The organism is Flavobacterium enshiense (assembly GCF_022836875.1).
Lineage (GTDB): Bacteria > Bacteroidota > Bacteroidia > Flavobacteriales > Flavobacteriaceae > Flavobacterium > Flavobacterium enshiense_A.
In genome coordinates this window covers 1,289,212-1,314,721 of record NZ_CP090376.1, presented here as the reverse complement: position 1 = coordinate 1,314,721, position 25,510 = coordinate 1,289,212, and the positions used below count along the sequence as shown (strand labels likewise).

Annotated in this window: 20 protein-coding genes and 2 tRNA genes; 7 read left to right on the top strand and 15 right to left on the bottom strand. The window is 38.4% G+C overall.

Translation table 11 applies throughout. The annotated features are described in order from the left end of the window. Positions 1–26: 26 nt before the first annotated feature. From LZF87_RS05860 to LZF87_RS05850, 3 genes are all read right to left on the bottom strand, one after another. The gene (locus LZF87_RS05860; protein ID WP_244342880.1) at positions 27–1,499 is read right to left on the bottom strand and encodes a lipopolysaccharide biosynthesis protein; all 1,473 of its coding nucleotides are present in this window, start codon (positions 1,497–1,499) and stop codon (positions 27–29) included. Positions 1,500–1,630: 131 nt separating this feature from the next. Then, on the bottom strand, positions 1,631–2,395 hold the full coding sequence (locus tag LZF87_RS05855) for an FkbM family methyltransferase (RefSeq protein ID WP_244342878.1): 765 nt from the start codon (positions 2,393–2,395) through the stop codon (positions 1,631–1,633). Between the two features lie 3 nt (positions 2,396–2,398). Continuing rightward, positions 2,399–3,532 (bottom strand): hypothetical protein, encoded by a 1,134-nt coding sequence (locus LZF87_RS05850; RefSeq protein WP_244342876.1) that lies wholly within the window; start codon positions 3,530–3,532, stop codon positions 2,399–2,401. Positions 3,533–3,742: 210 nt separating this feature from the next. Between LZF87_RS05850 and LZF87_RS05845 the strand changes: the two genes are divergently transcribed. The 3 genes from LZF87_RS05845 (at position 3,743) to LZF87_RS05835 (ending at position 6,330) form a co-directional block, all read left to right on the top strand. Then, entirely contained in the window at positions 3,743–4,786 is a 1,044-nt protein-coding gene (locus LZF87_RS05845) for a PQQ-binding-like beta-propeller repeat protein (protein ID WP_244342875.1), read from the top strand. A 143-nt stretch (positions 4,787–4,929) separates the two neighbouring features. Then, complete coding sequence (locus LZF87_RS05840; RefSeq protein WP_244342873.1) at positions 4,930–5,217, top strand: hypothetical protein; 288 nt, start codon at positions 4,930–4,932, stop codon at positions 5,215–5,217. A gap of 264 nt (positions 5,218–5,481) precedes the next feature. Next, entirely contained in the window at positions 5,482–6,330 is an 849-nt protein-coding gene (locus LZF87_RS05835) for a glycosyltransferase (RefSeq protein WP_244342871.1), read from the top strand. Between the two features lie 92 nt (positions 6,331–6,422). Here LZF87_RS05835 and LZF87_RS05830 read toward each other — a convergent pair whose 3' ends face one another. After that, on the bottom strand, positions 6,423–7,664 hold the full coding sequence (locus LZF87_RS05830; RefSeq protein ID WP_244342869.1) for a response regulator: 1,242 nt from the start codon (positions 7,662–7,664) through the stop codon (positions 6,423–6,425). A 313-nt stretch (positions 7,665–7,977) separates the two neighbouring features. Here LZF87_RS05830 and LZF87_RS05825 point away from each other — a divergent pair, with 313 nt between their 5' ends. Both LZF87_RS05825 and LZF87_RS05820 read left to right on the top strand, forming a co-directional pair. Continuing rightward, complete coding sequence (locus tag LZF87_RS05825) at positions 7,978–8,721, top strand: MlaE family ABC transporter permease (RefSeq protein ID WP_205622819.1); 744 nt, start codon at positions 7,978–7,980, stop codon at positions 8,719–8,721. Positions 8,722–8,725: 4 nt separating this feature from the next. Beyond that, positions 8,726–9,496 carry an ABC transporter ATP-binding protein gene (locus LZF87_RS05820; RefSeq protein WP_244342868.1) on the top strand — a complete coding sequence of 257 codons (771 nt, stop codon included), beginning with the start codon at positions 8,726–8,728 and terminating at the stop codon, positions 9,494–9,496. Positions 9,497–9,539: 43 nt separating this feature from the next. On the opposite strand, the gene LZF87_RS05815 is transcribed toward LZF87_RS05820, so the two are convergent. The 8 genes from LZF87_RS05815 to porU all read right to left on the bottom strand — a co-directional run bounded on the left by LZF87_RS05815 (position 9,540) and on the right by porU (position 20,416). Then, positions 9,540–10,604 (bottom strand): mannose-1-phosphate guanylyltransferase, encoded by a 1,065-nt coding sequence (locus LZF87_RS05815; protein WP_244342867.1) that lies wholly within the window; start codon positions 10,602–10,604, stop codon positions 9,540–9,542. A 38-nt stretch (positions 10,605–10,642) separates the two neighbouring features. After that, positions 10,643–11,242 (bottom strand): SprT-like domain-containing protein, encoded by a 600-nt coding sequence (locus tag LZF87_RS05810; RefSeq protein ID WP_244342866.1) that lies wholly within the window; start codon positions 11,240–11,242, stop codon positions 10,643–10,645. Continuing rightward, entirely contained in the window at positions 11,243–11,920 is a 678-nt protein-coding gene (locus tag LZF87_RS05805; protein WP_244342865.1) for an SDR family NAD(P)-dependent oxidoreductase, read from the bottom strand. A gap of 148 nt (positions 11,921–12,068) precedes the next feature. Further along, positions 12,069–13,676 carry a pyruvate dehydrogenase complex dihydrolipoamide acetyltransferase gene (locus LZF87_RS05800; protein ID WP_244342864.1) on the bottom strand — a complete coding sequence of 536 codons (1,608 nt, stop codon included), beginning with the start codon at positions 13,674–13,676 and terminating at the stop codon, positions 12,069–12,071. A 6-nt stretch (positions 13,677–13,682) separates the two neighbouring features. Next, positions 13,683–14,681: a pyruvate dehydrogenase (acetyl-transferring) E1 component subunit alpha gene (gene pdhA, locus LZF87_RS05795; protein ID WP_244342863.1), complete on the bottom strand. Its 999-nt coding sequence runs from the start codon at positions 14,679–14,681 to the stop codon at positions 13,683–13,685. 96 nt (positions 14,682–14,777) lie between these two features. Continuing rightward, the gene (gene cdd, locus LZF87_RS05790; RefSeq protein ID WP_244342861.1) at positions 14,778–15,260 is read right to left on the bottom strand and encodes a cytidine deaminase; all 483 of its coding nucleotides are present in this window, start codon (positions 15,258–15,260) and stop codon (positions 14,778–14,780) included. 72 nt (positions 15,261–15,332) lie between these two features. Further along, complete coding sequence (porV, locus tag LZF87_RS05785) at positions 15,333–16,502, bottom strand: type IX secretion system outer membrane channel protein PorV (RefSeq protein ID WP_244342860.1); 1,170 nt, start codon at positions 16,500–16,502, stop codon at positions 15,333–15,335. Positions 16,503–16,540: 38 nt separating this feature from the next. Next, the gene (porU, locus tag LZF87_RS05780) at positions 16,541–20,416 is read right to left on the bottom strand and encodes a type IX secretion system sortase PorU (RefSeq protein WP_244342859.1); all 3,876 of its coding nucleotides are present in this window, start codon (positions 20,414–20,416) and stop codon (positions 16,541–16,543) included. Between the two features lie 212 nt (positions 20,417–20,628). On the opposite strand from porU, the gene gldJ reads away from it, so the two are divergent. Continuing rightward, positions 20,629–22,341, top strand: coding sequence for a gliding motility lipoprotein GldJ (gene gldJ / locus LZF87_RS05775; protein WP_244342858.1), 1,713 nt, complete (start codon positions 20,629–20,631; stop codon positions 22,339–22,341). 71 nt (positions 22,342–22,412) lie between these two features. Next, positions 22,413–23,696, top strand: a complete 1,284-nt coding sequence (locus tag LZF87_RS05770; RefSeq protein WP_244342857.1) for a UDP-N-acetylmuramoyl-tripeptide--D-alanyl-D-alanine ligase — start codon at positions 22,413–22,415, stop codon at positions 23,694–23,696. A 288-nt stretch (positions 23,697–23,984) separates the two neighbouring features. Here LZF87_RS05770 and LZF87_RS05765 read toward each other — a convergent pair. The 3 genes from LZF87_RS05765 to LZF87_RS05755 all read right to left on the bottom strand — a co-directional run bounded on the left by LZF87_RS05765 (position 23,985) and on the right by LZF87_RS05755 (position 25,463). Continuing rightward, positions 23,985–24,059, bottom strand: a tRNA-Val gene (locus tag LZF87_RS05765). A gap of 37 nt (positions 24,060–24,096) precedes the next feature. Continuing rightward, a tRNA-Val gene (locus LZF87_RS05760) sits at positions 24,097–24,174 on the bottom strand. A gap of 74 nt (positions 24,175–24,248) precedes the next feature. Then, positions 24,249–25,463: a bifunctional folylpolyglutamate synthase/dihydrofolate synthase gene (locus LZF87_RS05755; RefSeq protein ID WP_244342856.1), complete on the bottom strand. Its 1,215-nt coding sequence runs from the start codon at positions 25,461–25,463 to the stop codon at positions 24,249–24,251. Between the last annotated feature and the right edge of the window lie 47 nt (positions 25,464–25,510).

Genomic DNA, 25,510 nt, shown 5'->3' with positions numbered 1-25,510 from the left:
GCGGCTTTGAAAGCCCCATCACCAAGTTATTTCTTCCCAAAAAGCGATTTCGGCATGACCTCTTTCAACGGAATGATTTTGAAGATTTGATTACCCAAAGCAAAAATCACAAAAGCAACGGCTGGTTTATAACACAGGGTGATAAATTTATTGTCAAAATCCGGCAAGAATTTCCCAACGGCAAGAACAACAGTCAAAAGTCCCAAAACATAAAGATACTTACTGCTAAAAGGATGCACACCAAACTTTTTATAATTGAAACCTATTTTAATCAGATTGTAGACAGTTAATGAAATAGTGGTCGCAATGGCTACCCCGATAATTCCCATTTTGAAAATCAGAAGGAAAATAAGGTTGTTTACTACTGTCAGTAAAGCCAAAGCAATTGTGGTTGTATTATTGAATTTATAATATTTAGAATTTGTGATAATGTAACCATTAAATCCGGTGGCTAAATCAAACAAGAGCGCGAAGCCCAGAATGTAGACGACCGGAAGCCCTTGTGCCAATTCGCTGCCGTTTTTCATTAACCCGAACAAATCTTCAATACCTGAAGCGACCAATCCGAACAAAACCGCCCCCATGGTAAACAGATACAAAGAGGTTTTATGGTGCAGGTCTTTCAAATCAGACATATTGTTTTCTTCGATGTACTTTGCAATGATGGGTGCCGAAATCGTGTACACACCCAATGCCGGAACAGTAATCATGCGCACTAAATTGGCCGAAGTATTGTAAATGGCTAATTGGGAGAAATCGTCTATAAACTCGCCTATCATGAAAGCATCAATATTAAGCGCAACGATCGAACCTAAGCTTCCAAAGAAGGTGTAGAACGAATATTGCATCAGTTCTTTCTGGAAATTATTTTCTTTTAGGAAGGCAAACGATGTCTTTCCTGTGAATCGGTCCAAACGCTGCACGTAAAAGAACATTCCTATAAGTGCGAACACAAAAAACAACACCACGATCCAAATCGCTGTGGCGGCCTCCACTTTCAAAAAGAAATAAGCGCCGAAAGCAAAAATCAAACCTAATTTCGGAAAAACGTTTTCGAAAATATTGGGAACAACAATTCGTTTTCTAATCGAAATAAAGCGCGAAAACAGCTGAATCAAAGCCAAACACAACATCACCGGAAAAATGTATTCTCCAAAGGCGTAAAACTGGGTTTGCCTGATTTGTTCGATAAAATAAGAAAGCCCCCAAAACAAAACGGTGACAATCACAAAATTTCTAATAATAAACCAAATGGAATACTTCAAAAGATTGTGTTGGTTTTGCGACTGCTCCATTCTAGGGTAAAAGCGAACATTTGCGTGCATGATCCCAAATGTCACCAATGGTAAAGCAAGCAAAGCGGTGGGTAAAATGTATTGTATTTTCCCGGCAAAATCCAAATCATGCGGATATAAGAAAACCGTCGACAGGATACCTATCAACGTACTGAAATAGCCTACGATACTGTATTTTAAACTTTGACGCGCGACAACACTCATTTTTTTCAATTACGAATTACGAAGCTCAAATTCCAAATTATCAAACAGGAATCACAAACAACTTTAAAATTATCTCTTTTCTCTTTTCCCTTTTCTCTTTTCCCTTGTCCCTTGTCACTTATCACTCAAACTCAATTCGGAATAAAAATAAAGTTATTGATATATCGGTTAAAATCGTTCAGGTATTCGTCTTTTTGAAAATCGGCCATCTGGTTGTAATCAAACGGAACGGTTTTCAGGTTTTTTCTGTCGAAGTAAAATACTTCGTAACCAAAACCTTTTATGTATTCAAAAATTTCGTGAATGGGATAATGGGCGTGGCGCAATTCAATTTCTATGATGAAAATTGGTTTGATGGTTTTCAGGATGTTTTCGCAACCTTTTACCGAATCAAATTCGTGACCTTCCACATCTATTTTCACTACATCTATTTTCGAAAGGCTTTTCTCTTTTGCAAATCCATCCAAAGTCACCATTTGAATTTCGACTTTCTCCACGTCCTCCCCCATTGCTTCCAACGAGGCTCGAGTATCCTGCAGTCCATTCCCTTTTTTTGGAATGTTCAAAACCGCTGTTCCTGATTTTGACGAAACAGCAAACGGATAAATCTCTGCTTTCGGAAACAATGGTTTGATGTAATTCACCAAACTTTTGTTGGGTTCGAAACCGATTATCCTTCCGTTCGTAACCACCTTTTCTGCCTGATACAGATAAATCCCTTTGTTGGTTCCGATGTCGATAAACACCGAATCCGGTTTCAGGATTTGCTGGATATACAACAACTCGGGTTCGCATTTGTAATTCCCGGTTGACAATGAGTCCAGGGTTTTGTAATAACGCTTTTTGTATAACGACGGCCAAAATTGATAGGCCAAATTGATTAATAGTTTCAGCATTTTTTATGAGTTTGCCAATTGTAGCAATTGGTTTTCGAGATTATTTTTCACACTTTCAAAAGTATATTGCTCCAAATACGGTTGCAAATTTTCGTATTCCGATGAAAGTTGTTCGATAGTAAGGTTGTTTAAAATGGTTTCCAAATCCGACGCAGTTTCATAGTACAGATTGTGCCAGTTCATTTTTGGATACGATGTTGGAAACAAACCAATTTTTCCGTTGTATATGCAATCGCCTTCGCTGCCGCTAACTTTAGTTTTTCCGTAAATCTCATCCACCCAGTAAAACGATGTTTGGCTTTTAATCGGACACAGCAATAGATGGGCTTTCGCAACCGTTTGACTGTATTCTTCCCACGGAATAAACTGATTGTAATGGGTAATCTCAATATTTTCATTGCATTGCTTCTGCAAGGATTCAAGCTGACCTAAAACAGTATCGTTTTCAGGTTTTCCCAAAAAAGTAAAATGAAGTTTTGATTTCGGATGAAGTTTTGGCAATACCGAAAGTAACATCGTAACATCTTTGCGTTTGTTGGAAACATTGCCTGGCATTACAATATTGATGGTGTCGGATGGCTGAAAAGTACTCGACTGACAGTAATTCATCTGAACGAGTTGTGTCCGGTCTGCATACCTGCTTTTTCCGGCAACCTCATCCTGCAAACTTTTCGACAAGACTCCGAATCGGCCGGCTTTCAAAATCAGTTTTCGGTTTGAACCGACTTTTTCTTTCAGGTATAGTTTCAGGAAATACGTCAAACGTTCTTTTTCGCTTAAAACATTCCGCAATGAAATCCCTTTAAAAAAAAGACTGAAGTTGAGATTATGCAGCAAACACAATGTGGGCTTTTGGTCAAAAACTGCTTTGTATTGTTCAAAATTGCGATGAAAGGTATTTACAACCACTGCATCAAAATGGTGCACAGGAATTTCCAAAACCGATTTTACTACGGTTATCATTTCCTTGGGGATGCTGCTGAGTTTGTGCAGCACTTTTTCGTGGACAAAAAACTCAAATTCGATCTGATTCATCTCCTTCAGTAATAAATACCACTGTTCCAGCAGGACTGAATGGGTTTCCATTTCGATAAAGGCGAATCGTTTCTTTTCCACTACTGAATTTTCTAATCCCACAAAAATAAAGATATTTCCTCTTTAAAATTGATTATTCAAAGGAAACAAGTTAGTCAACCTAAAATTTATGTACGTTTGCAAACTCCTTTGGCTCAATTATGATATATTACTTTGAAATAATCATATAAAAGTTCCCCCAGAAAAAAATTATGTAAAGAAACATATATTTTCACTCACGATTCATCGACCAATATTAATCACTGACATTACATGAATAAAATTACACTTTTTACCCTATTTTTTTTGAGCTTGAATCTGAACGCTCAAACCGAGTTTTTTACTTCTGAAATTTATTTGTCTGAAAATAGCAAGCAAACTTTTTATTCTGCAATCAGCGTAAGCGACAACTATGCTTATTTTGTTGCTAATGATTACAACCTGTATGCTTTTGATAAAAAAAATGGCAGTTTGATCTGGAAGAAATATTTGGCCAGTAAAACGAATATGCCTCCAATAATTCATCAGAATACAGTTATAGCAAACAGATATCTTGATAATTCTGAAGCAAGCATTATGCTGGATGCTTTAACGGGAGATGAACTCAAAACCTTAAGCATAGGCCCAATAAAGACCGATCCGTTTTTTAAGGACAACATCATGTATTGTACGGCTTTACAGGACGGCGGAAATATTATGGCCTATGATTTAACTAACAATCAAATTGTCTGGAAAAAATTTATTGCTCACGGTGTAGAAGTTCAGCCGTATTTTTTTCAGGACAAAATTGTAGCCAATGCCGAAGGTGATAACTGGTTTGAAATGGATTATGAAGGAAAGTCGCTGGACACCCGTTGCAAAAACAAAATGACCCTTAACGATGACAGTGAAATATGTGTCAGAAATTTTAAGCGACTGACACATAATCAAAAAGAGATTTCTGAAAAGATTCTTCAACAGGATTATGACTTCGATATCCGTTACGAAAAGGATAAAACGATCCTTTTAAACCAAAATCAACTGACGATTATCAACAATAAAAATAAAGTTTTCAGACAAGTGGTTTTAGACGAGGTTCTCGAATTCCCCGAAACAGCTACTATCGAAAATGATTACAAAAGTATTTGTCAGATAACAGACAATAAGATTTGGGTTTTTTATCAGAACCTTTTAGCGCTTTACGATATTGAAAGCAATGCGGTTTTAAGGACGATTGATTTGACAAAATGGAATCCGCACAGAATAGCTATGGATGGAGACAATTTATGGATTATTTCCAGAAACGATGCTCAGTTGCATGGCATCAGAATAAATTAGTCCCGAAAAAACACACAGATACTTACCGAAAGAAACAACTACGAGGCTATCTCTCTGGAAAGAAACCATTTAATTTAAAGCTAAATCATCATCGAAAAAAGCCGATTATGTTTGAGTATTTTATGGTGATTTATTAAAAAGACATGCTTGACAAAGAAAAAATTTCTACAGGTTTTCATTCCGTTACTGGTGAGAAAATCTACCTTGGCGATAAAATCCGACAGTTTATTATTGGAGATATGTCAACAGCTTTTGTAGTTATGTATGACGATTCAGAGCAAAATTATGTGATGATACCAATAGGAAGAAATTCCAAAAATGGACTTTATCGAAAATATCCGTTAAAGGGCAATCTCGATTCACCGCATTCGAAATTTCACGTTGCCGGAAATGTTGTTTTTCTCATACGCCCAATATTGGAGATAAAGTAAAAATTATTGTCACCAATAAGGGCGAGAACTTTCCTTTTGGCAGTTTTGCCGAAGTTCTTTCAGTGGATGAATGGGCAATCCGGTTAAAATCTCCTTTAGCAGACGACGAAAAAGAATTTCAGTTCGGTGAATTCATGGAAAACCGAATATAGCAGGTAATTTCACTTATTAGCTCAGTACTCACTCTTTAAATTTGATTATTCAAAGGAAACAAGTTACTCAACATAAAATTTATGTACGTTTGCAAACTCCTTTGGTACAATTATGAGATATTATATTGTAATTCCTTCGCATAACGAAGAAAAATTTATGGCGCTAACACTCGAATCGTTGGTAAAGCAAACCGTTTTGCCTTCGAAAGTCGTAGTTGTAAATGATAATTCGACGGATCGGACTGCGGAAATCGTTCAGGCTTTCGCCGAAAAACACCCATGGATCTCATTAGTGAACAAAACTTCGGAAGCGATTCATTTACCGGGAAGCAAAGTGATTCAGGCGTTTCAGAAGGGATTTGAAACTGTCGACCAAAACTACGACCTCATCGTTAAGGCGGATGCCGATTTGATTTTTCCCGACAACTATTTTGAAACGATTATCAGCCACTTTGAAAGTGATGAAAAAATCGGTATGGTGGGTGGATTTGCCTACATCGAGAAAAACGGCGATTGGATTTTAGAGAGCCTGACAGACAAAGATCACATCCGCGGTGCTTTTAAAGCCTACCGAAAAGCCTGTTTTGAGCAGATTGGCGGATTAAAACCCGCTATGGGCTGGGACACCGTAGACGAATTATTGTGCAAATTCTACAATTGGAAAGTGGTTACTGATGAATCACTGAAAGTAAAACACCTAAAACCCACTGGAGCGAATTACAATCAAGCCTCCCGTTACAAACAAGGCGAAGCATTCTACACTTTGGGCTACGGATTTTTCATTACAGCGATTGCTTCCTTAAAACTGGCGATGCGCAAAGGAAAACCTTTTTTGTTTTTGGATTATATCAAAGGGTTCTGGAAAGCGAAATCGGAAAAGAAAACCATGTTGGTTACGCCAGAGCAGGCAAAATTTGTTAAGTCTTATCGCTGGAAGAAGATGAAAGAAAAGTTGTTTTAACAAGGCACCTTACTCCATAAAAAACAAACCATTCTTAAAATAAATCTCAAGAATGGTTTGCTCAAAAAGCAATAAACTGCCCTGATAATGCCTTAATTCAAAAAAGCTAAAGCAATGTATTTGTCTACAACCGCTTTAAACTCTTCTTTATTAACCGGTTTGGAAAGATAACCATTGAAAGCCTTGCGGTAATTCTCTTTGTCATCATTCTGTAAATAGGCAGATTGTGCTATGATCGGAATTTCCGGCGACTCATTTTTAATGAGTTGGGCAGCGGTATACCCATCAACTTGCGGCATGCGAAGATCCATTAAAATCAAATTGATGTCCGGGTTGTTTTTGTATATTTCGTATGCTTCTTCCCCGTTTTTGGCTCTTATGATTTCAACGTTCCCTTTTTCCAACAGTTTTTTCAAAAGCATATAACTAATTTCCTCGTCTTCAGCAATTAACACTTTAATCGTTTTTTTAGACGCTGTTGCTTCTACATCTGCCAGTGCCGGTTCATAAGGAACTTTGAAATAAAATTCGGTTCCAACGCCAGGTTCTGATTCTATTTCTAAATTTCCGCCCAATAAATCAACATAGTGTTTTACCATAAAAAGACCTAAACCAACATTATTATTCTCATCAGCAACTTTTTCCAGAGTAACCTTTGATGCCAATTGATCTTCTATTACTCTCTTATCGAAACCAACACCGCTGTCTTTTACATAAAATTTGATTTCATCTTTTTCCAATCGGTAACCCATTTCAACAAAACCTTTGTGCGTATATTTCAATGCATTGCTTAACAGACTGGTAAAAATGTGATTGATCTTAACTCCATCTACCATAACTAAATCGTCCCTATCCACCAAACCTTTTCCAGATCTGAAATTCAACCCTTTATACAACACTCTGCCAACAAATTTTACTTTTAATTCGTCCAGCAAATTATTTAAAGAAACCTTTTGTTTAGTAACGGTTTCATTTTGGGATTCGTAGGAATTATAATTGAGAAATTCAGAAAAAACTTCTTCCAACTCACTCGAACAATTAGCTATGATTTCAGCAAAATTATTTCTTTCTTCTAAATCTAATTTAGACGTACTCAACAGATTGGCTAGACCAACAATGGTATTCAAAGGTGTTTTGACTCTATGTAGAACAGATTCGATAAGCTCTGTTTTCAATGATTTACTTCCAGCGGATTCACCGCTCTCCAAATTATCCGAAACTCCTCTAACTCCTTTATAGGTTTCACTCAACACCAAAGACAAACTTGCCAACTGATCGCGCAATGCATTCACTTGGCTTTCTAACTCTTCATAAGATGGTTTATTTGCATTCATCTCCCTTGTTTTTTAATTAACTATTCCACTTTTAGACACAACAAAAACACATTAAATCAAATCCGAAACACACAAATAAAAACGTGTATCTATTTGATTCTTACAAAGTTACAACATTAAAAAATCAAAAGACAGAATTTTACAATTTCATGACAAACTAATATTCTTCTTTGCTTTAATATTTCACAATATCATGAAGCAGTATTCATATTTTATTATTTCCTAAATCAATTGGAATACCGGTTTCAAAATATTCATGAATCCAAATCCTAACTCATAACTATTTTCGTATTTTCGCTAAATATTTATAAGCATGATTCGATATTTATCCCAAATAGGAAAATACTTTTTGATGTTGAAGGAAGTATTCAACAAACCCACCAAATGGTCCATGATGAAACAGCTTATCATGAAGGAAATAGACGATTTAGTCATGGGGTCTTTAGGAATTGTAGCATTCATCTCGTTCTTCGTGGGCGGGGTTGTGGCGATTCAGACGGCATTAAACTTAACCAATCCATTGATTCCTAAATACCTAATCGGATTTGCAACCCGCCAATCGGTTATCCTTGAGTTCGCCCCTACCTTCATTTCCATCATTATGGCCGGTAAAGTAGGATCGTTCATAACTTCAAGTATTGGAACCATGAGGGTGACCGAGCAAATCGATGCTTTGGAAGTAATGGGTGTAAACTCGTTGAATTACCTGGTATTCCCTAAAATTGTCGCCATGATGTTATACCCGTTCGTAATCGGACTGAGTATGTTCCTTGGAATTTTTGGCGGATGGATAGCCGGTGTATACGGGGGGTTTGCTTCGAGTACCGAATTCCAAACCGGACTTCAGGTTGAATTCATACCGTTTCACGTGACTTACGCCTTCATCAAAACGGTTTGTTTTGCTTTTTTATTGGCGACAATTCCGTCTTTTCACGGGTATTACATGAAAGGTGGCGCTTTGGAAGTTGGAAAGGCCAGTACAACTTCGTTCGTTTGGACTTCCGTTGCCATCATTTTGGTGAATTATATCCTAACACAGTTACTTTTAAGCAAATAATAAGATGATTGAGGTAAAAAATGTAGAGAAATCCTTTGGAGAACAAAAGGTCTTAAAAGGAATCACAACCAGTTTTGAAACCGGAAAAACCAACCTGATTATTGGACAGTCCGGTTCCGGAAAAACGGTTTTGCTTAAAAGTTTATTGGGAATTCATAAAGTGGATTCAGGCACCATCTCTTTTGATGGCCGAATTTATTCTGACATGAATGATGATGAAAAAAGAGAATTGCGAACTGAAATCGGAATGGTATTTCAAGGAAGTGCGCTTTTTGATTCGATGACAGTAGAAGAAAACATCGGTTTCCCACTAAAGATGTTCTCAAACAAAAATGCACGTGAAATTAAAGAACGTGTCGATTTTGTAATTGATCGTGTAAAACTGATTAATGCCCATACAAAAAAACCTTCTGAAATATCCGGAGGTATGCAGAAACGTGTGGCGATTGCCCGAGCTATAGTAAACAATCCGAAATATTTGTTTTGTGACGAACCCAACTCGGGGCTGGATCCGAAAACTGCTGTAGTCATCGACAACCTTATTCAGGAGATTACAGAAGAATACAACATTACAACGGTTATCAACACGCACGACATGAACTCGGTAATGGAAATCGGAGAAAAAATCGTGTTCCTAAAAGAAGGCGTTTTGGCTTGGGAAGGCACTAAAAAGGAAATTTTCAAAACCGATAACGAAGCGATTGTAGACTTTGTTTACTCGTCGGAATTATTCAAAAAAGTAAGAAAGGCTCAAAACAGAGCTGACAAATTATAAAAAAAAGGAGTCAAAATTGACTCCGTTTTTTTATACAGTTCACTTACTTCAATTCGTTCGCCATTGCGGTTATCCTCTTAATGTCCTGCTCTTTGCCTTTTGGATAAATCAGCAATACATCTTCTTTATCAACAATAATGAAATCCTGAAGTCCATCAACAACAACAAGTTTCTTCCCTTCCGTACGGATTATGTTGTTAGACGCATTTTCAAGAATTACAGTAGCATTCACAACTGCATTATCCTGTTCATCTTTTGGCAATTTATCATATAATGAACCCCAGGTTCCTAAATCGTTCCAGTCGAATGTTGCCGGTAAAACATACACATTTTGAGCTTTTTCCAAGATGGCATAATCCACTGAAATATTTTCAGAATTAGGATAATATTCTTTTATGAACTGTTTTTCATCTGCAGTATTAAGAACATCAAATCCGTTCATAAATTCAGAAAACATCACCGGATTAAAATCCTCGTAAGCTTTCAAAATAGATTCTACGCTCCACACAAATATCCCTGCATTCCAAAGAAAATTTCTGCTTTGAATAAACTTTCTCGCCGTGGCATAATCCGGTTTTTCACGGAACTGCACCACTTTTTTTATCGGTCGCGAATCCAATTTATCGTACTCAATATAACCGTAACCTGTATTTGGGAATGTCGGCAAAATTCCTAATGTCATCAATTTGTCTTCACGCTCGCAAAAATCGAAGGCATGTTGCAAATTAGAGACAAACTGCAATTCATCTTCTATCCAATGGTCGCTGGGCGCCACCACCATAACAGCGTTCGGATTTTGTTTTTTTATTTTTAGCGATGCATATAAAATACACGGAGCGGTATTTCGCATAGCAGGTTCCAAAACAATCTGCTCCTGTTTTACCCCCGGAAGCTGTTCCAGAATCAAGTCGTTGTAGACTTCGTTGGTAAGGATTAAGATATTTTCTTTGGGAATCAACTGTGACAAACGGCTGAACGTTTTCTGAATCAGCGTTTCCCCTGTTCCCAACATATCGTGAAACTGTTTTGGAAATTCTGTTGTACTTACCGGCCAAAATCTGGAGCCTACTCCACCAGCCATTACTATTGCATAATAATTCTTATTCATCTGTTTTAAACTTGATAAGTTACCGAGTTGTTGGTAATTTAATTTGGCAGCAACTCTACTTCGGCATTGGGATTAAAAAGATAGATTCTTCCCGAATTTATCTCGACACACTCGTACCGTTTTGTTCGCAATGCCACTTTTTTAAATATTTTTCCATTATGGATGCGAAACACACTTCCGTACGGAATCTCAAAGATATAATTTTTATCGCTAACCGGATCGAATTGTTTCAAAGCCAGCGACAAGGTTGCATCGGTATCGCTGCTTGCTTTTGGATTCCTAAAATGCCTCGCAAGCAATGGCAGCAGCTGACTGGGAAAAATCTCCGGACGGATAAAAGATACCATCAAACGCTGGAATGTTATTTTCCATTCGTCCCCATGTGGTTTTATGTTTCTCCCGAATTTTTCGAACGCCACCAAATGAGCAATCTCATGGATCAACGTTATCAGAAAGCGGTATTTATTCAAACTTGCGTTGACAGTTATCTGGTGAAAGCCATCGGGATGTCTTCTGTAATCGCCATGGCGGGTCACACGCTCGTTTACGATTTTCAGGTGCACGTGATTGGCCCTGATCAGCTCAAAAACGGCTTCAACAGCAAGTTCGGGAATATACTTTTCTAAAATCGATTTCATTTACGGAGTAGTTGAGGACACCTGCAACACTTTTCCATTGTAATATTTATTTCCGGTAAGTGCGAAGTTAAAAATGTAATCTGCCATTTCTTTAGCTGTTATCGGTGCTTCATATCCTGGAAAGGCTTCTTGTAACATTTCTGTCTGAACCGCACCCAAAGCCAGCACATTGAATGCTATTCCCCTTTCTTTGTACTCTTCAGCCAATACCTCAGTTAAAGTAATTACTGCTCCTTTACTGGAACTGTAAGCCGTAAGCCCCGGAAACTTCATGCTGCCCTGAATTCCTCCCATGGAACTGATGGTTACCACATGGCTTCCTTTTTCAAGAAACGGAAGACAGATCCGCGTTAAATTAGCTACACCGAAAACATTTACTTTATAGACGTTTTCGAATTCTTCTGCAGACATCTTTCCGAAAGACTTCGACAAAAGCGATCCTGCGTTATGAATAATTACATCCACTCTCTTCCAGTCGGAAGCAATAAAATGAGTTACTTTTTCCAAATCCTCTTCTAAAGCCAGATCAACACTTAAACAAGTGATATTTTCATTTCCGAGCAGCTCTGGAGCAATTTTTCTGGAAATTGACAACACCCTGTGACCGGCTTCTGCAAACTGCAGGGCCAATTCACGCCCAATTCCTCGGGAAGTTCCCGTAATGATTATATTTTTCATATGGAATTTATTCTTTTTATGGTCTTAAGGAATTCGTACATTCATTAAAAACGATTCAATTATGCAAGTCCTTCATTCCTAAAACTAAAATACTAAAAATCCCGTTCTGAATTTCAAAACGGGATTTAATTTATTATAAACAACGGGCTTACGCCAACATTGTTACAGGGTTTTCTAAAAACAATCTTAGTGTTTGTAAAAACTGTGCTCCAGTTGCACCATCAACTGTTCTGTGATCACAAGCCAAAGTAAGCGTCATAGTGTTACCCACAACGATTTGCCCGTTTCTCACCACTGGTTTTTCTTCGATAGCCCCAACAGACAAAATAGCTGAATTCGGCTGGTTAATGATTGATGTGAATGACTGAATACCAAACATACCTAAGTTAGAAACAGTAAATGTACTACCTTCCATTTCTGCCGGTGTCAGTTTTTTGCTTTTCGCTTTTACCGCCAAATCTTTCACATTAGCACCAATTTGAGATAAACTCATTTGATCAGTAAAGTTCAATACCGGTACAACCAAACCGTCTTCAACAGCCACAGCAACCCCAATATTCACATGATGATTGATGATCATTGCATCTTCTCTCCATTGCGAATTAACTTGCGGATGCTTTTTCAATGCCATTGCACAAGCTTTCACCACCATATCATTGAATGAAACTTTCGTATCCGGAACAGTATTGATAACCGCTCTTGATTTCATTGCCTCATCCATTGCCACTTCAATAGTTAAGTAGTAATGAGGCGCCGTGAACTTCGATTCTGCCAAACGACGCGCAATCGTTTTACGCATTTGCGAATTTTTGATTTCTTCCTGGAATTTCTCTCCGGCCGGAACAAATGGTTTAACAGCAGGAGCTGCAGTAGAAGCCGCGGGGGCTGAAACCGCTTGTACAGCTGCAGCTTGAGGCGTGAACCCTTCCACATCGCTTTTCACGATTCTTCCGTTTTCGCCTGAACCTTTTACCTGAGAAAGGTCAATCCCTTTTTCCTGCGCAATTTTCTTTGCCAACGGAGATGCAAAAACTCTATCTCCTGTATTTGTATTTTGTACTGGAGCAGCAGGAGTTTCTGCTTTTACTTCAGCCGCTTTTTCAGTAACAGGAGCCGTTCCAGCACCACCTGATTTGAAACCGGCTACGACACCGGAAACATCTGTCCCCGCAGGTCCGATAATCGCTAAAATACTGTCAACCGGAGCTGTTTGCCCTTCGTCAACACCAATATATAAAAGCGTTCCGGAATTGAATGATTCAAATTCCATTGTCGCTTTATCAGTTTCAATCTCTGCAAGGATATCCCCTTCTTTTACTTCGTCACCAACTTTTTTCAACCAAGTTGCCACCGTTCCGTCAGTCATTGTATCACTTAAACGCGGCATGGTTACCACTTTTACACCTGCAGGAAGTGCAGCAGCCTCTTTCGGAGCTTCCTCTTTAGTTTCTGCAACAGGAGCAGACTCAACCTTAGGAGCAGGAGTATTTCCGCTTATCAAAGCCGAAATATCTTCACCCGAAGCACCAATAATTGCCAAAAGAGCATCTACCGGAGCCGACTCACCTTCCTGAATTCCTATATGTAATAATGTTCCCGCATTAAACGATTCGAACTCCATCGTAGCTTTGTCCGTTTCAATTTCAGCAAGGATATCTCCTTCTTTAACAACATCACCAACTTTTTTCAACCAAGTTGCCACAACGCCTTCGGTCATGGTGTCGCTTAAACGCGGCATTGTAATTACTACTGCCATAATCGATTATAATTTATGTGGTATAAATGGATAATTTTCCTGTTCGTAAACAACGTCATACAACTGATTCACTTCTGGAAAAGGAGATTCTTCTGCAAATTTTTCACATTCATCCACCAAATCTTTTACTCTTTGGTCGATAGCTTCGATTTCTGCTTCAGTTGCATAATTTTTTTCTTTGATGATATCAAGAACCTGAGTAATTGGGTCGATTTTTCTGTACTCGTCAACTTCTTCTTTGGTTCTGTAGTGTTGGGCATCCGACATGGAATGACCTCTGTAACGATACGTTTTCATTTCCAGGAAAGTTGGTCCGTCGCCACGACGCGCTCTATCGATCGCTTCGTGCATCGCTTCCGCAACTTTGATTGGGTTCATCGCATCTACCGGTCCGCATGGCATTTCATATCCTAAACCTAATTTCCAGATATCGGTATGGTTCGCTGTTCTTTCAACAGACGTACCCATTGCATAACCATTATTTTCAACGATGAATACCACAGGAAGTTTCCACAACATGGCCATATTGAAAGCCTCGTGAAGCGATCCCTGACGAGCAGCTCCGTCACCGAAATAAGTTAGCGTAACACCTCCGGTTCCGAAATACTTATCTGCGAAAGCAATTCCGGCTCCTACTGGAATTTGAGCACCTACGATACCGTGACCTCCGTAAAACCCGTGTTCTTTATCGAAAATATGCATCGATCCTCCCATCCCTTTCGATGTACCGGTAACTTTTCCTAACAGTTCCGCCATAACTCTTTTGGGATCTGTTCCCATACCGATTGGCTGAACGTGGTTACGGTAAGCCGTTATCATTTTGTCCTTAGATAAGTCCATCGCGTGTAAAGCTCCCGCTAATACCGCCTCCTGTCCGTTATATAAGTGCAAGAACCCACGAACTTTCTGTTGAATGTATAATGCAGCGAGTTTGTCTTCGAACTTTCTCCAGAACTGCATGTCTTCATACCATTTAAGGTAAACTTCTTTTGTAATTGGTTTCATTGTTGCTCTTTTAAGCTTTATTACACAATTTTGCGAAGGGCAAAAATAACACATCTTGTTAAGAAGTGAAAATTTAACCCCATTAAATTACTCTTTTTATAGAAAGTTTTTATCAAACATCAGTGGCAGCAAACTCTTCAGGGAATCTGATTTATACACTTCCCCCACAGCACCCATAAAATAAATCTCAATCGGCTGCTCCTGACGGATTTCATACTCTGCTATAGACTGACGACAGGCGCCACAAGGAGGAATAGGCTCCGACACCTCTTTACTGTCTCCCGTAGCGGAAATTGCCATTTTTAAAATCTTAGCATCCGGATAAATTGCTCCTGCCTGAAACACCGCTACCCTTTCAGCACACAATCCGGAGGGATAGGCAGCGTTCTCCTGGTTAGACCCCAGGACAACCTTTCCGTTATCCAGCAAAATTGCAGCACCTACCCTAAACTTAGAATAAGGAGCATAGGCTTTTTTACGTATCGCTACAGCCTGAGACATCAAATCATTTACCTCGCGAGCAAGTTCATCGACAGAATCATAAACTGTAAAAGAGGCAGTCACATTAACATTCTTCATCTGACAGATTATTACAGACAAAAAATCCAAACTCATTACAAGTTTGGATTTTTCATTCATTATTCTTTTCTACTAATATTCATCATAGGAATCTCCGAAACTAAATGTTAGAGAGAAACGCAATGTATTTTCCAGCGGATTTCTTACTGTAGATGTAGAGAACAAATACGAAACATCCACTTTAACGGTATTGTACTTAAATCCTGCACCAATAGTCGCGTACTGTCTTGCTCCTTTGTCTGGACTTTCATGGAAGTAACCCGTTCTGAAAGCGAAGGATTCCTGATACCAGTACTCCGCTCCTAATGCCCAAGCGATTTCTTTCATTTCTTCGCTGAATCCGCCCGGAGCATCACCAAACGATTTAAACATCCCTTCAAACCAGCCTATTTGCCTGTAATCCTCATTAACTATAGCCTCATCCGTCTCATCAATAACACCATTACCATCTTCATCACCAACTTCTTGAGGGGTCGGAACCATCAGTTTGTTTATTTCCGCTAAAGCCGTAATCTTATTATAATCATCCAAAATAAAATCAAAACTACCTCCTAACTTAAAATTAGCCGGGAGAAAGTTAGAACTTCTTTCAACATCACCATCATAGGAAATTTTTGGCCCCATATTCTGAAGATTCAAACCGATTCTGTATCTGGCATTAAAATCACTCATTGCAAATTCTTCCGACTGATAAAACCCTGAAACATCCACCGCAAATGAATTAGCAGAAGAAGCATCGGTATTACCATCAGGAATTTTTAAATTGGAACGGATATAACGACCGGCAACCCCCATTGAAAACTGATCGCTTAATTTCAACGCATAAGAAAGATCGAAAGCTAACTCATTCGGATTTACCTTATATAGCTCAGTTCCAATATCATCAGTTATGGTAATATCCCCTAAACCAAAGTAACGCAAACTGGCAGCAAAAGCACTTCGCTCGTTAAAACGATCATAGAAAGTAACCTGCCCTAACGATATATCATTGGCAATACTGGTCAAATAAGGCGTATAACTAACAGAAGCCCCATATTTAGTGGTTGCGAAAGCATATTTGGAAGGATTGTATTGTTGTGAAAAAACATCTGCTGAAGTTGCCGCCCCCATATCAGCCACACCAGCTGCACGGGCATCTGCAGCTATAAGCAAAAAAGGAACTCCTGTCGTAATCACATTTTCCTGAGCTTTAACCAACTGAAACACAAACAGGAACAAGGACACTATGACTATTTTTTTCATTTTTTTATTATAATTTATTTAACAAATATACTATTTTCTTAAAGTATTACAAGTTTCTCAATCTTTTCTGCAGTTTTATTCGAACTTAATGATTTTACGGTAAGCTTATAAACATAAACCCCTTTTCCGATTTTATCCCCAAAATCATCCCTGCCATCCCATTTAATACTACGAGATAAAAAACCTTCTGTCGCTAAAGACTGATTGATAGTTTTAACCACTTTTCCAGTAATTGTCATAATCTGAACCTGCACATCTAATGACTCAAAAGGTCGGTTATGAGAAAACCAAAACTCTGTATAATTCACAAACGGATTCGGGTAATTCAACACGTTTGAAAGCTCTACATTTTCATCCCCCATCACAATAAACTGAATTTCTGCCGTGGAAAAATTATTATACACGTCCCAAACCTTCAATGTAAGAGTATGCAATCCCTTAGCTAAATTCCTAAACGGATAGCGCACCTTTCCTTTTGTATAATCATTCGGATCGGTTTCAAAATAATCGTTCAGGATATAAGGCTTATTCTCGTTCCCATCCAAAATCGCCACGATATCATGACCGATTCCGCTGGCCGTATTGATTCCGTGCTCATCATCCAAAAAAGCCAGGAATATTGGAGAAGCATTAGTAATCCCTCCCGAAACAAACTTATCATCGTTCATGTACAACCTTATTTTAGGAGGCAGATTATCTGCTACTGCATTTTCATTAATCCCTCCCACCTTAACTGTTAAATCATGACCGGTATTATCAACTAAAGTTCCATTTTTTTTAGCATAAAAACTCACCCTCCCGGTTCCGACAGGAATCTTAATATCCCTTGGCACGACAAATCCAAATTCAAACAAACCATTAGTAACCGAAGCATTCCCTCTGAAAATCGTCTCCCCCAGGGTTTTAAATTCCATAATATCCAATTGCCCATTACCACCCAGAGCACCATCATTACCCAACGTTCTTCTGTCTATATCTTTATCAAAAATCTGAACCATTAAATCTCCGTTATAATCAGATTGCAGGTTGTCCGATTCATCCACCACTTCACCCGATATCTTAACATAACTCAGCGCTTCCAACGTATCTGTGGGCTGCGTTACTGGCACATCATTTATTTTTGTCAGCTTTATTTTCGGTTTAGGGATCGCCAATTTCAAAGCAGGATCTCCTACATAAAATGCAACATTCTGATCGCTCTGACTCACTTGATTTTTTGCCTGACGAAGCGCCTCAGCAATCGAAACTTCATTATTAGGCCCTAAACCATACAATATAGGAGTTAACGCCTCATTAATCAACTTGCCCGTCCATAATGTTATTTCCCTCGTAGTAGTGACTAACGAAATGGCACCTCCGGCTATATTCCAATACATGTACTCACCCGCGGTTGGGCGGCTTGGATTATCAAAACGAGTAAATTCACATGTAATGGTAATAAACAAAGGATATCGGTATCGGTTTTTAAGATTTTGTGCGGTTGTCTTTTCAAAAATGCGTTCCTGAGCCAATCCGTCCTCTCCACCATGCCCGAAATAATTGAACACCAATCCGCCACTTTCAAATTCATTCACAAAATCTGTATTAACGGATGGATAGCGTTCCCCTCCTGCAGCAGTAACCTGCACATAGGAATCGGAATGTATTTTTTTTACGTTAACAAATTGTTTTTGATCATATAAATCATCACTTATAACATCAATTATCCGCTGTATTGGCTCATCACCTTGTTTATCGATATCATCAGAAATAATAACGAATTTATTACGCCATCTTCCATAGGATTTCTCATTATGATATTCAAACACTTTGTTAACCATTTGATCAGCATCGACAGGAGAATTCACCAACATTCTTCCTACAGCCACATCTACCCCTTTAACAGAAGTCATCGTACCTTCATCATCACCCATCAAACCATAAAAATCATCTGACATAAAGGTCATGAAATTTGAAAAATTCAACGAATTAGTTCCGGAATTGGCCGCCACTTTATACAACGCTTGAAAAACAGGCACTACATTGGTATTTCCAACAATACGGTTTTTATAATCATAAGAGGCATCTCCGAAAAGATTCAAATATTTAATTTTTCCTGTCTCTGCCGGAAAAGTCGGATAACTGGTATAAATATATTTGACAAAATTACGAATCGCACCTATATCCTGCTTCCCAGAAGAAAACTCCTGATAAATCGAACCTAAATCCACAACTTTCACATTCAACTTTGAATAATTTCGGTGAAACTCAGCCAATTTTTCCGCCTGAGCTTTTAACCTGGACGGTGTCACAATTAAATAATCTATATCCTTTGGAATGCCCTGAGCATCATTAAAAATAGTTCCTTTCAGATTTTGATTAGCAATTCGTTCTCCCGATTGACTTGGAGGCGTATAAATATCGTCAACATCCAACGCTACATATTTTCTGACATCTCCTAAAGTCGATTTAAACGAAAAATTAGGTTGGCCGGAGTTAACAACTTTTGAAACATTATAAATATCGGTCACATCCCAAACCTGCGAAATTTTACCGGCACTTGACAATTGATATTCGCCTATCCCAAAATTGGTCCCAGCCAAATCATTCCTAAACAAAAACTGTTTCCCATAGCCTTGCAGCTTTCTTTTGGCTACCAAAGAAATATTATCCAAATAACCATTTGAAGAAGGCACTCCTCCATTATCATACTCTAATTGAATGGAAACATTAGAAGAAGACGAAGAAAAAACGCCTCCATAAACCGATTCATAACCTCCAACGTGCTCCGTAGGGCTTAAAGCAGGAAAATCCATAGTGGTTAAACTACTGCTGTTCGCCGAGATTTTAAAAGCAGTTCGCCCAAAAGAAGCAGAAACTGCATTGACTTTAATCTTCACAGGAACAGAAATTACAATATTTGGGAAACTAAAACTAAACGACTGGACATTCTCGATATTGAAATTTTCTCCCACCCATTTTCTTCCCAATTTCGCAACATTTGTTTTATCCACTTCATGATATTTGTAATCGTCAAAATCAGCAAAAACCATATCAGGAGAACCAACAGGCTGTTCATTCAACGCTATTCGTTTCCCCTCGCCTCCATGAGAAGTTACATAATAATAGGTTTTAGAATCATATAGATTGACGCTCGTATCACTGTCATCGTTCCAAACATCTACACCTTCCGCATAAAAGATTACATAATCATTATTATCAAAAGACCCGTCACTTTCCCCAATTACCTGAATGGCATTCTCTGCAAGATCCATTGGATAAGGGACAGAATTCAGCAACGGAATCATCCTACCTCCATTCCCGTAGATTTTTATTCGTCTCGGATCCACATTCACGTCAAATCCCATTTGCTGCAAAAAGCTCCTGGACAATTTATAAATCCCAGATTTTTCAACGTAAAAGCGATACCAATTGCCTGATGCCAATACAGAATTAACAATGGGATTTCTACGTACTTCCGATTTCCCGCTATTAGCATCCGGGGAGAAAGAAACAGAAAGAGATTTTACTCTTTTAATAACATTTCCTTCCTTAATAATAGGAGAAAAAGAAAGCAATACGCTTTTCAGGTCCCTTGCCACGATATAATCAATAGCAGCATTAAGCTTTGTTGGAAGTTTTGAAAAAGAAAGGTCTTTTAAATCTTCTTTAGATACCGTCTCATAAACTACATTCGAAACCAATAGCGATTTTTCATCAACCTCATACTGAACCGAAAATCTTTTTTTGAAAGTCAGAACTTTATCTATCGGATTAAATTCAAGATGTTCTTGCTTAAATTGAGGTATAAAAAACGGGATTGTATCTATATAATATTTGGAAGGGGATTTCCATTCAACAATAACATCCTCCTTCTGTTGGCTAAACCCAACAAAAGAGACGAATATCAATATGAGAAGCAGGCATTTTTTCATTATATTGAAAACGTATTATTTCAAAAGTTATTACAAATAGAAAAAATATTTTCATTAATAGCTAATTTTACACAATATATAATTATCACAAAGCGTTAAGATATTGGTCTTTAAACCAATTTTATATTTTTTTTAATAATTTACAAAAAACGTGTTGCGGTTTAATGGTTAATTACTATATTGCGGCACTAAATTTATTACCTACTTGAAGTATGAAAATTAGAAGAATTATGACCTTACAGATGTTTGCAGCGCTTGCGTTGACAGTGTCTTTTACTAGCTGTAGTAAGAAGGGGTCGTCCAAAGGAGGTTCACAGGCAACTGGATGGAAAATCAACGACAAAAAAGGTGGTTTCCAGTACAATGACAAGTTCAAAAAGCAAGAAACCCCTCCAGGAATGGTTGCTGTAGAAGGCGGAACCTTCACTATGGGTAAAGTCGAGGATGACGTAATGCACGACTGGAACAACACACCAAATCAGCAACACGTACAATCATTCTACATGGATGAAACAGAGGTTACCAATATGATGTATTCAGAATACTTATTTTGGTTAAAAACTGTATTCCCTCCAGATGATGAAAATTACAAAAATATCTATACAGGCGCACTACCTGATACTCTAGTTTGGAGAAATCGTTTAGGCTACAACGAAACGATGACAAACAACTACTTAAGACACCCAGCATATGGAAGCTATCCTGTAGTAGGTGTTAACTGGATTCAGGCTACTGAATTCTCTAAGTGGAGAACTGACCGTGTGAATGAGGCTATCCTTGAAAGAGAGCAGTACTTGAAAAAAGACTCTAAAGTAAACGAGGTTGACGCTTCTAACACTTTCAGTACAGAAGCTTATTTAGCAAGTCCATCTACTGCACGTGGTGGTAGCGAAGATATCGTTTACCGTGGAAAAGGCGCTAAGAAAGGAAAAAATACTAAGCCTCAAACTACTAAAGACGGTAAAACTATCGAGCCTAAAAATGTGTTCGCTCAAAGATCTTCTGGGATCATCTTACCAGAGTACCGACTACCAACTGAAGCAGAGTGGGAATATGCTGCTCTATCTTTAGGCGGAATCAGAGAGTACAACATTTACAAAGGGAAAAAGAAATATCCTTGGAACGGACAATACACTCGTAACGGCAAGAGAGCTCAAAGAGGAGATCAATTAGCCAACTTCAAACAAGGTAAAGGAGATTACGGAGGAGTTGCAGGATGGTCTGATGACGGTGCCGATATCACCAACAAAGTTAAATCTTACGCTCCGAATGATTTTGGATTGTACGATATGGCAGGTAACGTTGCAGAATGGGTACAAGACGTTTATCGTCCAATGGTTGATGACGAAGCAAACGACTTCAACTACTTCAGAGGTAACGTTTACACTAAAAACAAAATCGGTGAAGACGGAAAAGTTGAAATGGTTACTGCCGAAAACGTTAAATACGATACTTTAAGCAATGGTAAAGTAATGGCTAGAAATTTCCCTGGTCAGATTGCTCAAGTTCCGGTTGACGAAAACGAAACGTATTTAAGATACAACTTCTCTACTTCTGACAACAGAAACTACAGAGACGGTGACAAACAATCAACTCGTTATTTCAAATTCGCTGATACTGACGAAAGCGCTGGAGATCCAAAAGCTACTGACGGCAAAAGAATGTACGATTCTCCTAAACACCAGATTTCTGTTGACAGTTTAGGAACAATGAAAAGACAGTTCGACAAATCTTCAAAAAGAACCACTCTTGTTAATGACGACGCAAGAGTTTACAAAGGAGGTTCTTGGAGAGACAGAGCTTATTGGTTAGACCCTGCTTCAAGAAGATACTACCCACAAGATATGGCAACAGACTACATCGGTTTCCGTTGCGCAATGTCTAAAGTAGGTCCAAAAGACAACAAGAAAAAACCAAGAGGTTAATCTTTAAAATTTTCATACAATTATAATAAAAGCCCTAACTTAGGGCTTTTATTATTTTACACATTTTTCACATGAGAATAGAAGACATCTACCAATGCTTTTTACAAAGTACCGGAGTATGTACTGATACCCGAAAAATAACACCCGACTGTTTATTTGTCGCGCTGAAAGGCGATAATTTTGATGCTAATGAATTTGCTCAACAAGCTTTGAATAACGGAGCCGCCTTTGCTATTATTGACAACAAAAAATACTTCACAGACGAAGACAAAATGCTACTTGTTCCAGACAGCTTAAAGGCCCTACAGGATTTAGCAAACTACCATCGTCAGGAATTAGGCTTACCCATAATAGCATTAACCGGAAGCAACGGAAAAACCACAACGAAAGAACTAATTAACACGGTTCTTTCAAAAAAATACATCACCAAAGCAACCGTTGGAAATTTAAACAACCACATCGGAGTACCTTTAACCCTACTTTCATTTGATGAAAATACCGATATTGGCATAGTGGAAATGGGTGCGAATCATCAAAAAGAAATTGAAATGCTTTGCGAAATTGCAGAACCCGATTATGGCTATATAACCAATTTCGGAAAAGCACACTTGGAAGGCTTTGGTGGCGTGGAAGGAGTAATCAAAGGAAAGAGTGAACTTTACCAATATTTGGAAGCCCATCACAAAACTGTCTTTGTAAATTTAGATGATCAGATTCAAAAAGAAAAAACAGAAAAGCTGACCCGCTTCACTTTCTCAACTGGCAAAGGAAGCGATGTACAAATCAACGCTGTAACCGCCAATCCAATGGTTAAAATCGGATTCGAAAACATAGAACTTAATTCTCATTTAATCGGCATCTACAACGCTAATAACATAAATGCTGCAGTCACAATCGGCAAATACTTCAATGTAGACGATAATGATATCAAACAGGCAATTGAAGATTACATCCCCGCCAACAACCGCTCCCAATTAATGGAGAAAAACGGCAATCATATTATTTTAGACGCCTATAACGCAAATCCGAGCAGTATGGCAGCCGCTATAGAGAACTTTATTCAATTGGACGGAAGCCACAAAATTGCCATTCTAGGAGATATGTTTGAGCTGGGAAAAGAAAGCATCAACGAGCATAAGAAAGTTATCGATTTATTACTGAATCAAACCCAAATTGAAACTTACTTCGTCGGAAAAGATTTTTTCGCAAATAAAACCGAAAATAATCACCTTCACTTCCATGACAGTTACGACTCTTTTGCAACAGCTTTCCAAAGCAAAAAGCCCACTGGAAAAACCATACTAATTAAAGGATCAAGAGGCATGGCACTGGAAAGAACATTAGATATACTTTAAAAAACAAACGCTGCTTAACGCAGCGTTTGTTTTTTAACCTTACACCATAATGAACTTACCCAAAAGCAAATCCAAAATACACAATAACCTTTTTTGAGCACCTGTGCTTTAGCAAAATAGCTTTAGCCGTACTTTCTACCAGAAATCAAACAATCCCTGCTAACAAAAAAAGCAGTCGCCCTCAAAAACACTAACACCCAAACTACAAATAGCAGGTTATAGTCAAAGATAAAAACCTTCAGAGTACAAAATAAAAAAACTCCTTAATTGCTTAAGGAATTTGTTTTGTGGGCGATGAGGGGTTCGAACCCCCGACCCCCTCGGTGTAAACGAGGTGCTCTGAACCAGCTGAGCTAATCGCCCGATAATTCTTTTTATTATCAGTAAGTAGTGATAAAAGTGGTGGGCGATGAGGGGTTCGAACCCCCGACCCCCTCGGTGTAAACGAGGTGCTCTGAACCAGCTGAGCTAATCGCCCTTTTATCTTGCAACCGGTTTTACCCGTATTGCGAGTGCAAATATAGACGTATTTTTTACTTCTGCAAAATTATTTTACATAATTTCTGCGACTACAAACGTACTTCCTCCGACATAAATAAAATCATTTTTACCAGCAGCTTGCAGCGCTTCATTATAAGCTCCTGAAACAGAATCACATACTCTTCCTTCCAACCCAAAAACCGATGCCTTCTCACAAAGTTCTTCTGCATCAAGTCCGCGAAAAATATTTGGCTTGCAGAAAAAATAATTCGCATTTTTTGGAAACAAAGGCAAAATAGAATCCAAATCCTTGTCATTTACGACACCTAAGACGAAGAATAATTTTTCAAATTTTTCTTTTGCTATCTGATTCAGGACAATCTTAAGTCCGTGGCTGTTATGGGCCGTATCACAAATTACCTTTGGATTAGAACTAAGCTGCTGCCATCTGCCCAACAATCCGGTATTACTGACAACATTTAAAAGTCCGGTTTTTAAATCTTCTTCTGAAACCGCAAAATGTCCTTTTAAAACATCAATGGTTTTCACCACCGTTTTCTTGTTATGAAACTGATAATCGCCCAATAACCCACAAGGATAATCTTCCAGTATCAAATCTGAAGCAAAATAAATATCCGAACCACATGCTGCAGCTTTAGCCAAAAAAACCGGTTTTGTCTCAGGAGTATACTCTCCGACAACCACCGGAACATTCGGTTTGATAATTCCGGCTTTTTCACCAGCAATTGCTCCCAATGTATCTCCCAAAAACTGGGTATGATCAAATCCGATATTAGTAATCACCGAAACCAAAGGCGTGATGATATTGGTAGAATCCAATCGCCCTCCCATACCGACCTCAATAACGGCCACATCAACTTTTTCCTTGACAAAATAGTCGAAGGCCAAACCTACGGTCATCTCAAAGAAACTCAATTGATTTTCTTCAAAAAAAGACTTATTATCTGCTATGAAATCCACCACAAATTCTTGTGAAATTTCATTTCCGTCGATTTTGATACGCTCCCGGAAATCTTTTAAATGCGGCGAAGTATACAAACCCACTTTGCACCCAGCTTCCTGCAGTACTGAAGCAATCATCGATGAAGTAGAACCTTTTCCGTTGGTTCCTGCCACGTGTATAAATCGCAGCTTTTTTTCGGGATTTCCTAAACGCGTCGAAAGTAAAATCGTGTTGGTCAAATCCTTCTTATAGGCTGATGCACCCTGCTGTTGAAACATCGGCAATTGGGCAAACATCCAGTCTAAAGTTTCCTGATAAGTCATTTTGGAATACTATTTGATGTTAAAATCCGTACCCATAAAATAAATAA

Excerpts from the sequence above, each read along its gene's own strand:
- LZF87_RS05770 (WP_244342857.1), top strand. The coding sequence starts at position 22,413 with ATGAGAATAGAAGACATCTACCAATGCTTTTTACAAAGTACCGGAGTA.
- LZF87_RS05825 (WP_205622819.1), top strand. The coding sequence starts at position 7,978 with ATGATTCGATATTTATCCCAAATAGGAAAATACTTTTTGATGTTGAAG.
- porU (WP_244342859.1), bottom strand. The coding sequence starts at position 20,416 with ATGAAAAAATGCCTGCTTCTCATATTGATATTCGTCTCTTTTGTTGGG.
- gldJ (WP_244342858.1), top strand. The coding sequence starts at position 20,629 with ATGAAAATTAGAAGAATTATGACCTTACAGATGTTTGCAGCGCTTGCG.
- LZF87_RS05800 (WP_244342864.1), bottom strand. The coding sequence starts at position 13,676 with ATGGCAGTAGTAATTACAATGCCGCGTTTAAGCGACACCATGACCGAA.
- LZF87_RS05860 (WP_244342880.1), bottom strand. The coding sequence starts at position 1,499 with ATGAGTGTTGTCGCGCGTCAAAGTTTAAAATACAGTATCGTAGGCTAT.
- pdhA (WP_244342863.1), bottom strand. The coding sequence starts at position 14,681 with ATGAAACCAATTACAAAAGAAGTTTACCTTAAATGGTATGAAGACATG.
- LZF87_RS05830 (WP_244342869.1), bottom strand. The coding sequence starts at position 7,664 with ATGAATGCAAATAAACCATCTTATGAAGAGTTAGAAAGCCAAGTGAAT.
- LZF87_RS05805 (WP_244342865.1), bottom strand. The coding sequence starts at position 11,920 with ATGAAAAATATAATCATTACGGGAACTTCCCGAGGAATTGGGCGTGAA.
- cdd (WP_244342861.1), bottom strand. The coding sequence starts at position 15,260 with ATGAAGAATGTTAATGTGACTGCCTCTTTTACAGTTTATGATTCTGTC.
- porV (WP_244342860.1), bottom strand. The coding sequence starts at position 16,502 with ATGAAAAAAATAGTCATAGTGTCCTTGTTCCTGTTTGTGTTTCAGTTG.
- LZF87_RS05820 (WP_244342868.1), top strand. The coding sequence starts at position 8,726 with ATGATTGAGGTAAAAAATGTAGAGAAATCCTTTGGAGAACAAAAGGTC.
- LZF87_RS05815 (WP_244342867.1), bottom strand. The coding sequence starts at position 10,604 with ATGAATAAGAATTATTATGCAATAGTAATGGCTGGTGGAGTAGGCTCC.
- LZF87_RS05810 (WP_244342866.1), bottom strand. The coding sequence starts at position 11,242 with ATGAAATCGATTTTAGAAAAGTATATTCCCGAACTTGCTGTTGAAGCC.
- LZF87_RS05840 (WP_244342873.1), top strand. The coding sequence starts at position 4,930 with ATGCTTGACAAAGAAAAAATTTCTACAGGTTTTCATTCCGTTACTGGT.
- LZF87_RS05835 (WP_244342871.1), top strand. The coding sequence starts at position 5,482 with ATGAGATATTATATTGTAATTCCTTCGCATAACGAAGAAAAATTTATG.
- LZF87_RS05755 (WP_244342856.1), bottom strand. The coding sequence starts at position 25,463 with ATGACTTATCAGGAAACTTTAGACTGGATGTTTGCCCAATTGCCGATG.
- LZF87_RS05855 (WP_244342878.1), bottom strand. The coding sequence starts at position 2,395 with ATGCTGAAACTATTAATCAATTTGGCCTATCAATTTTGGCCGTCGTTA.
- LZF87_RS05845 (WP_244342875.1), top strand. The coding sequence starts at position 3,743 with ATGAATAAAATTACACTTTTTACCCTATTTTTTTTGAGCTTGAATCTG.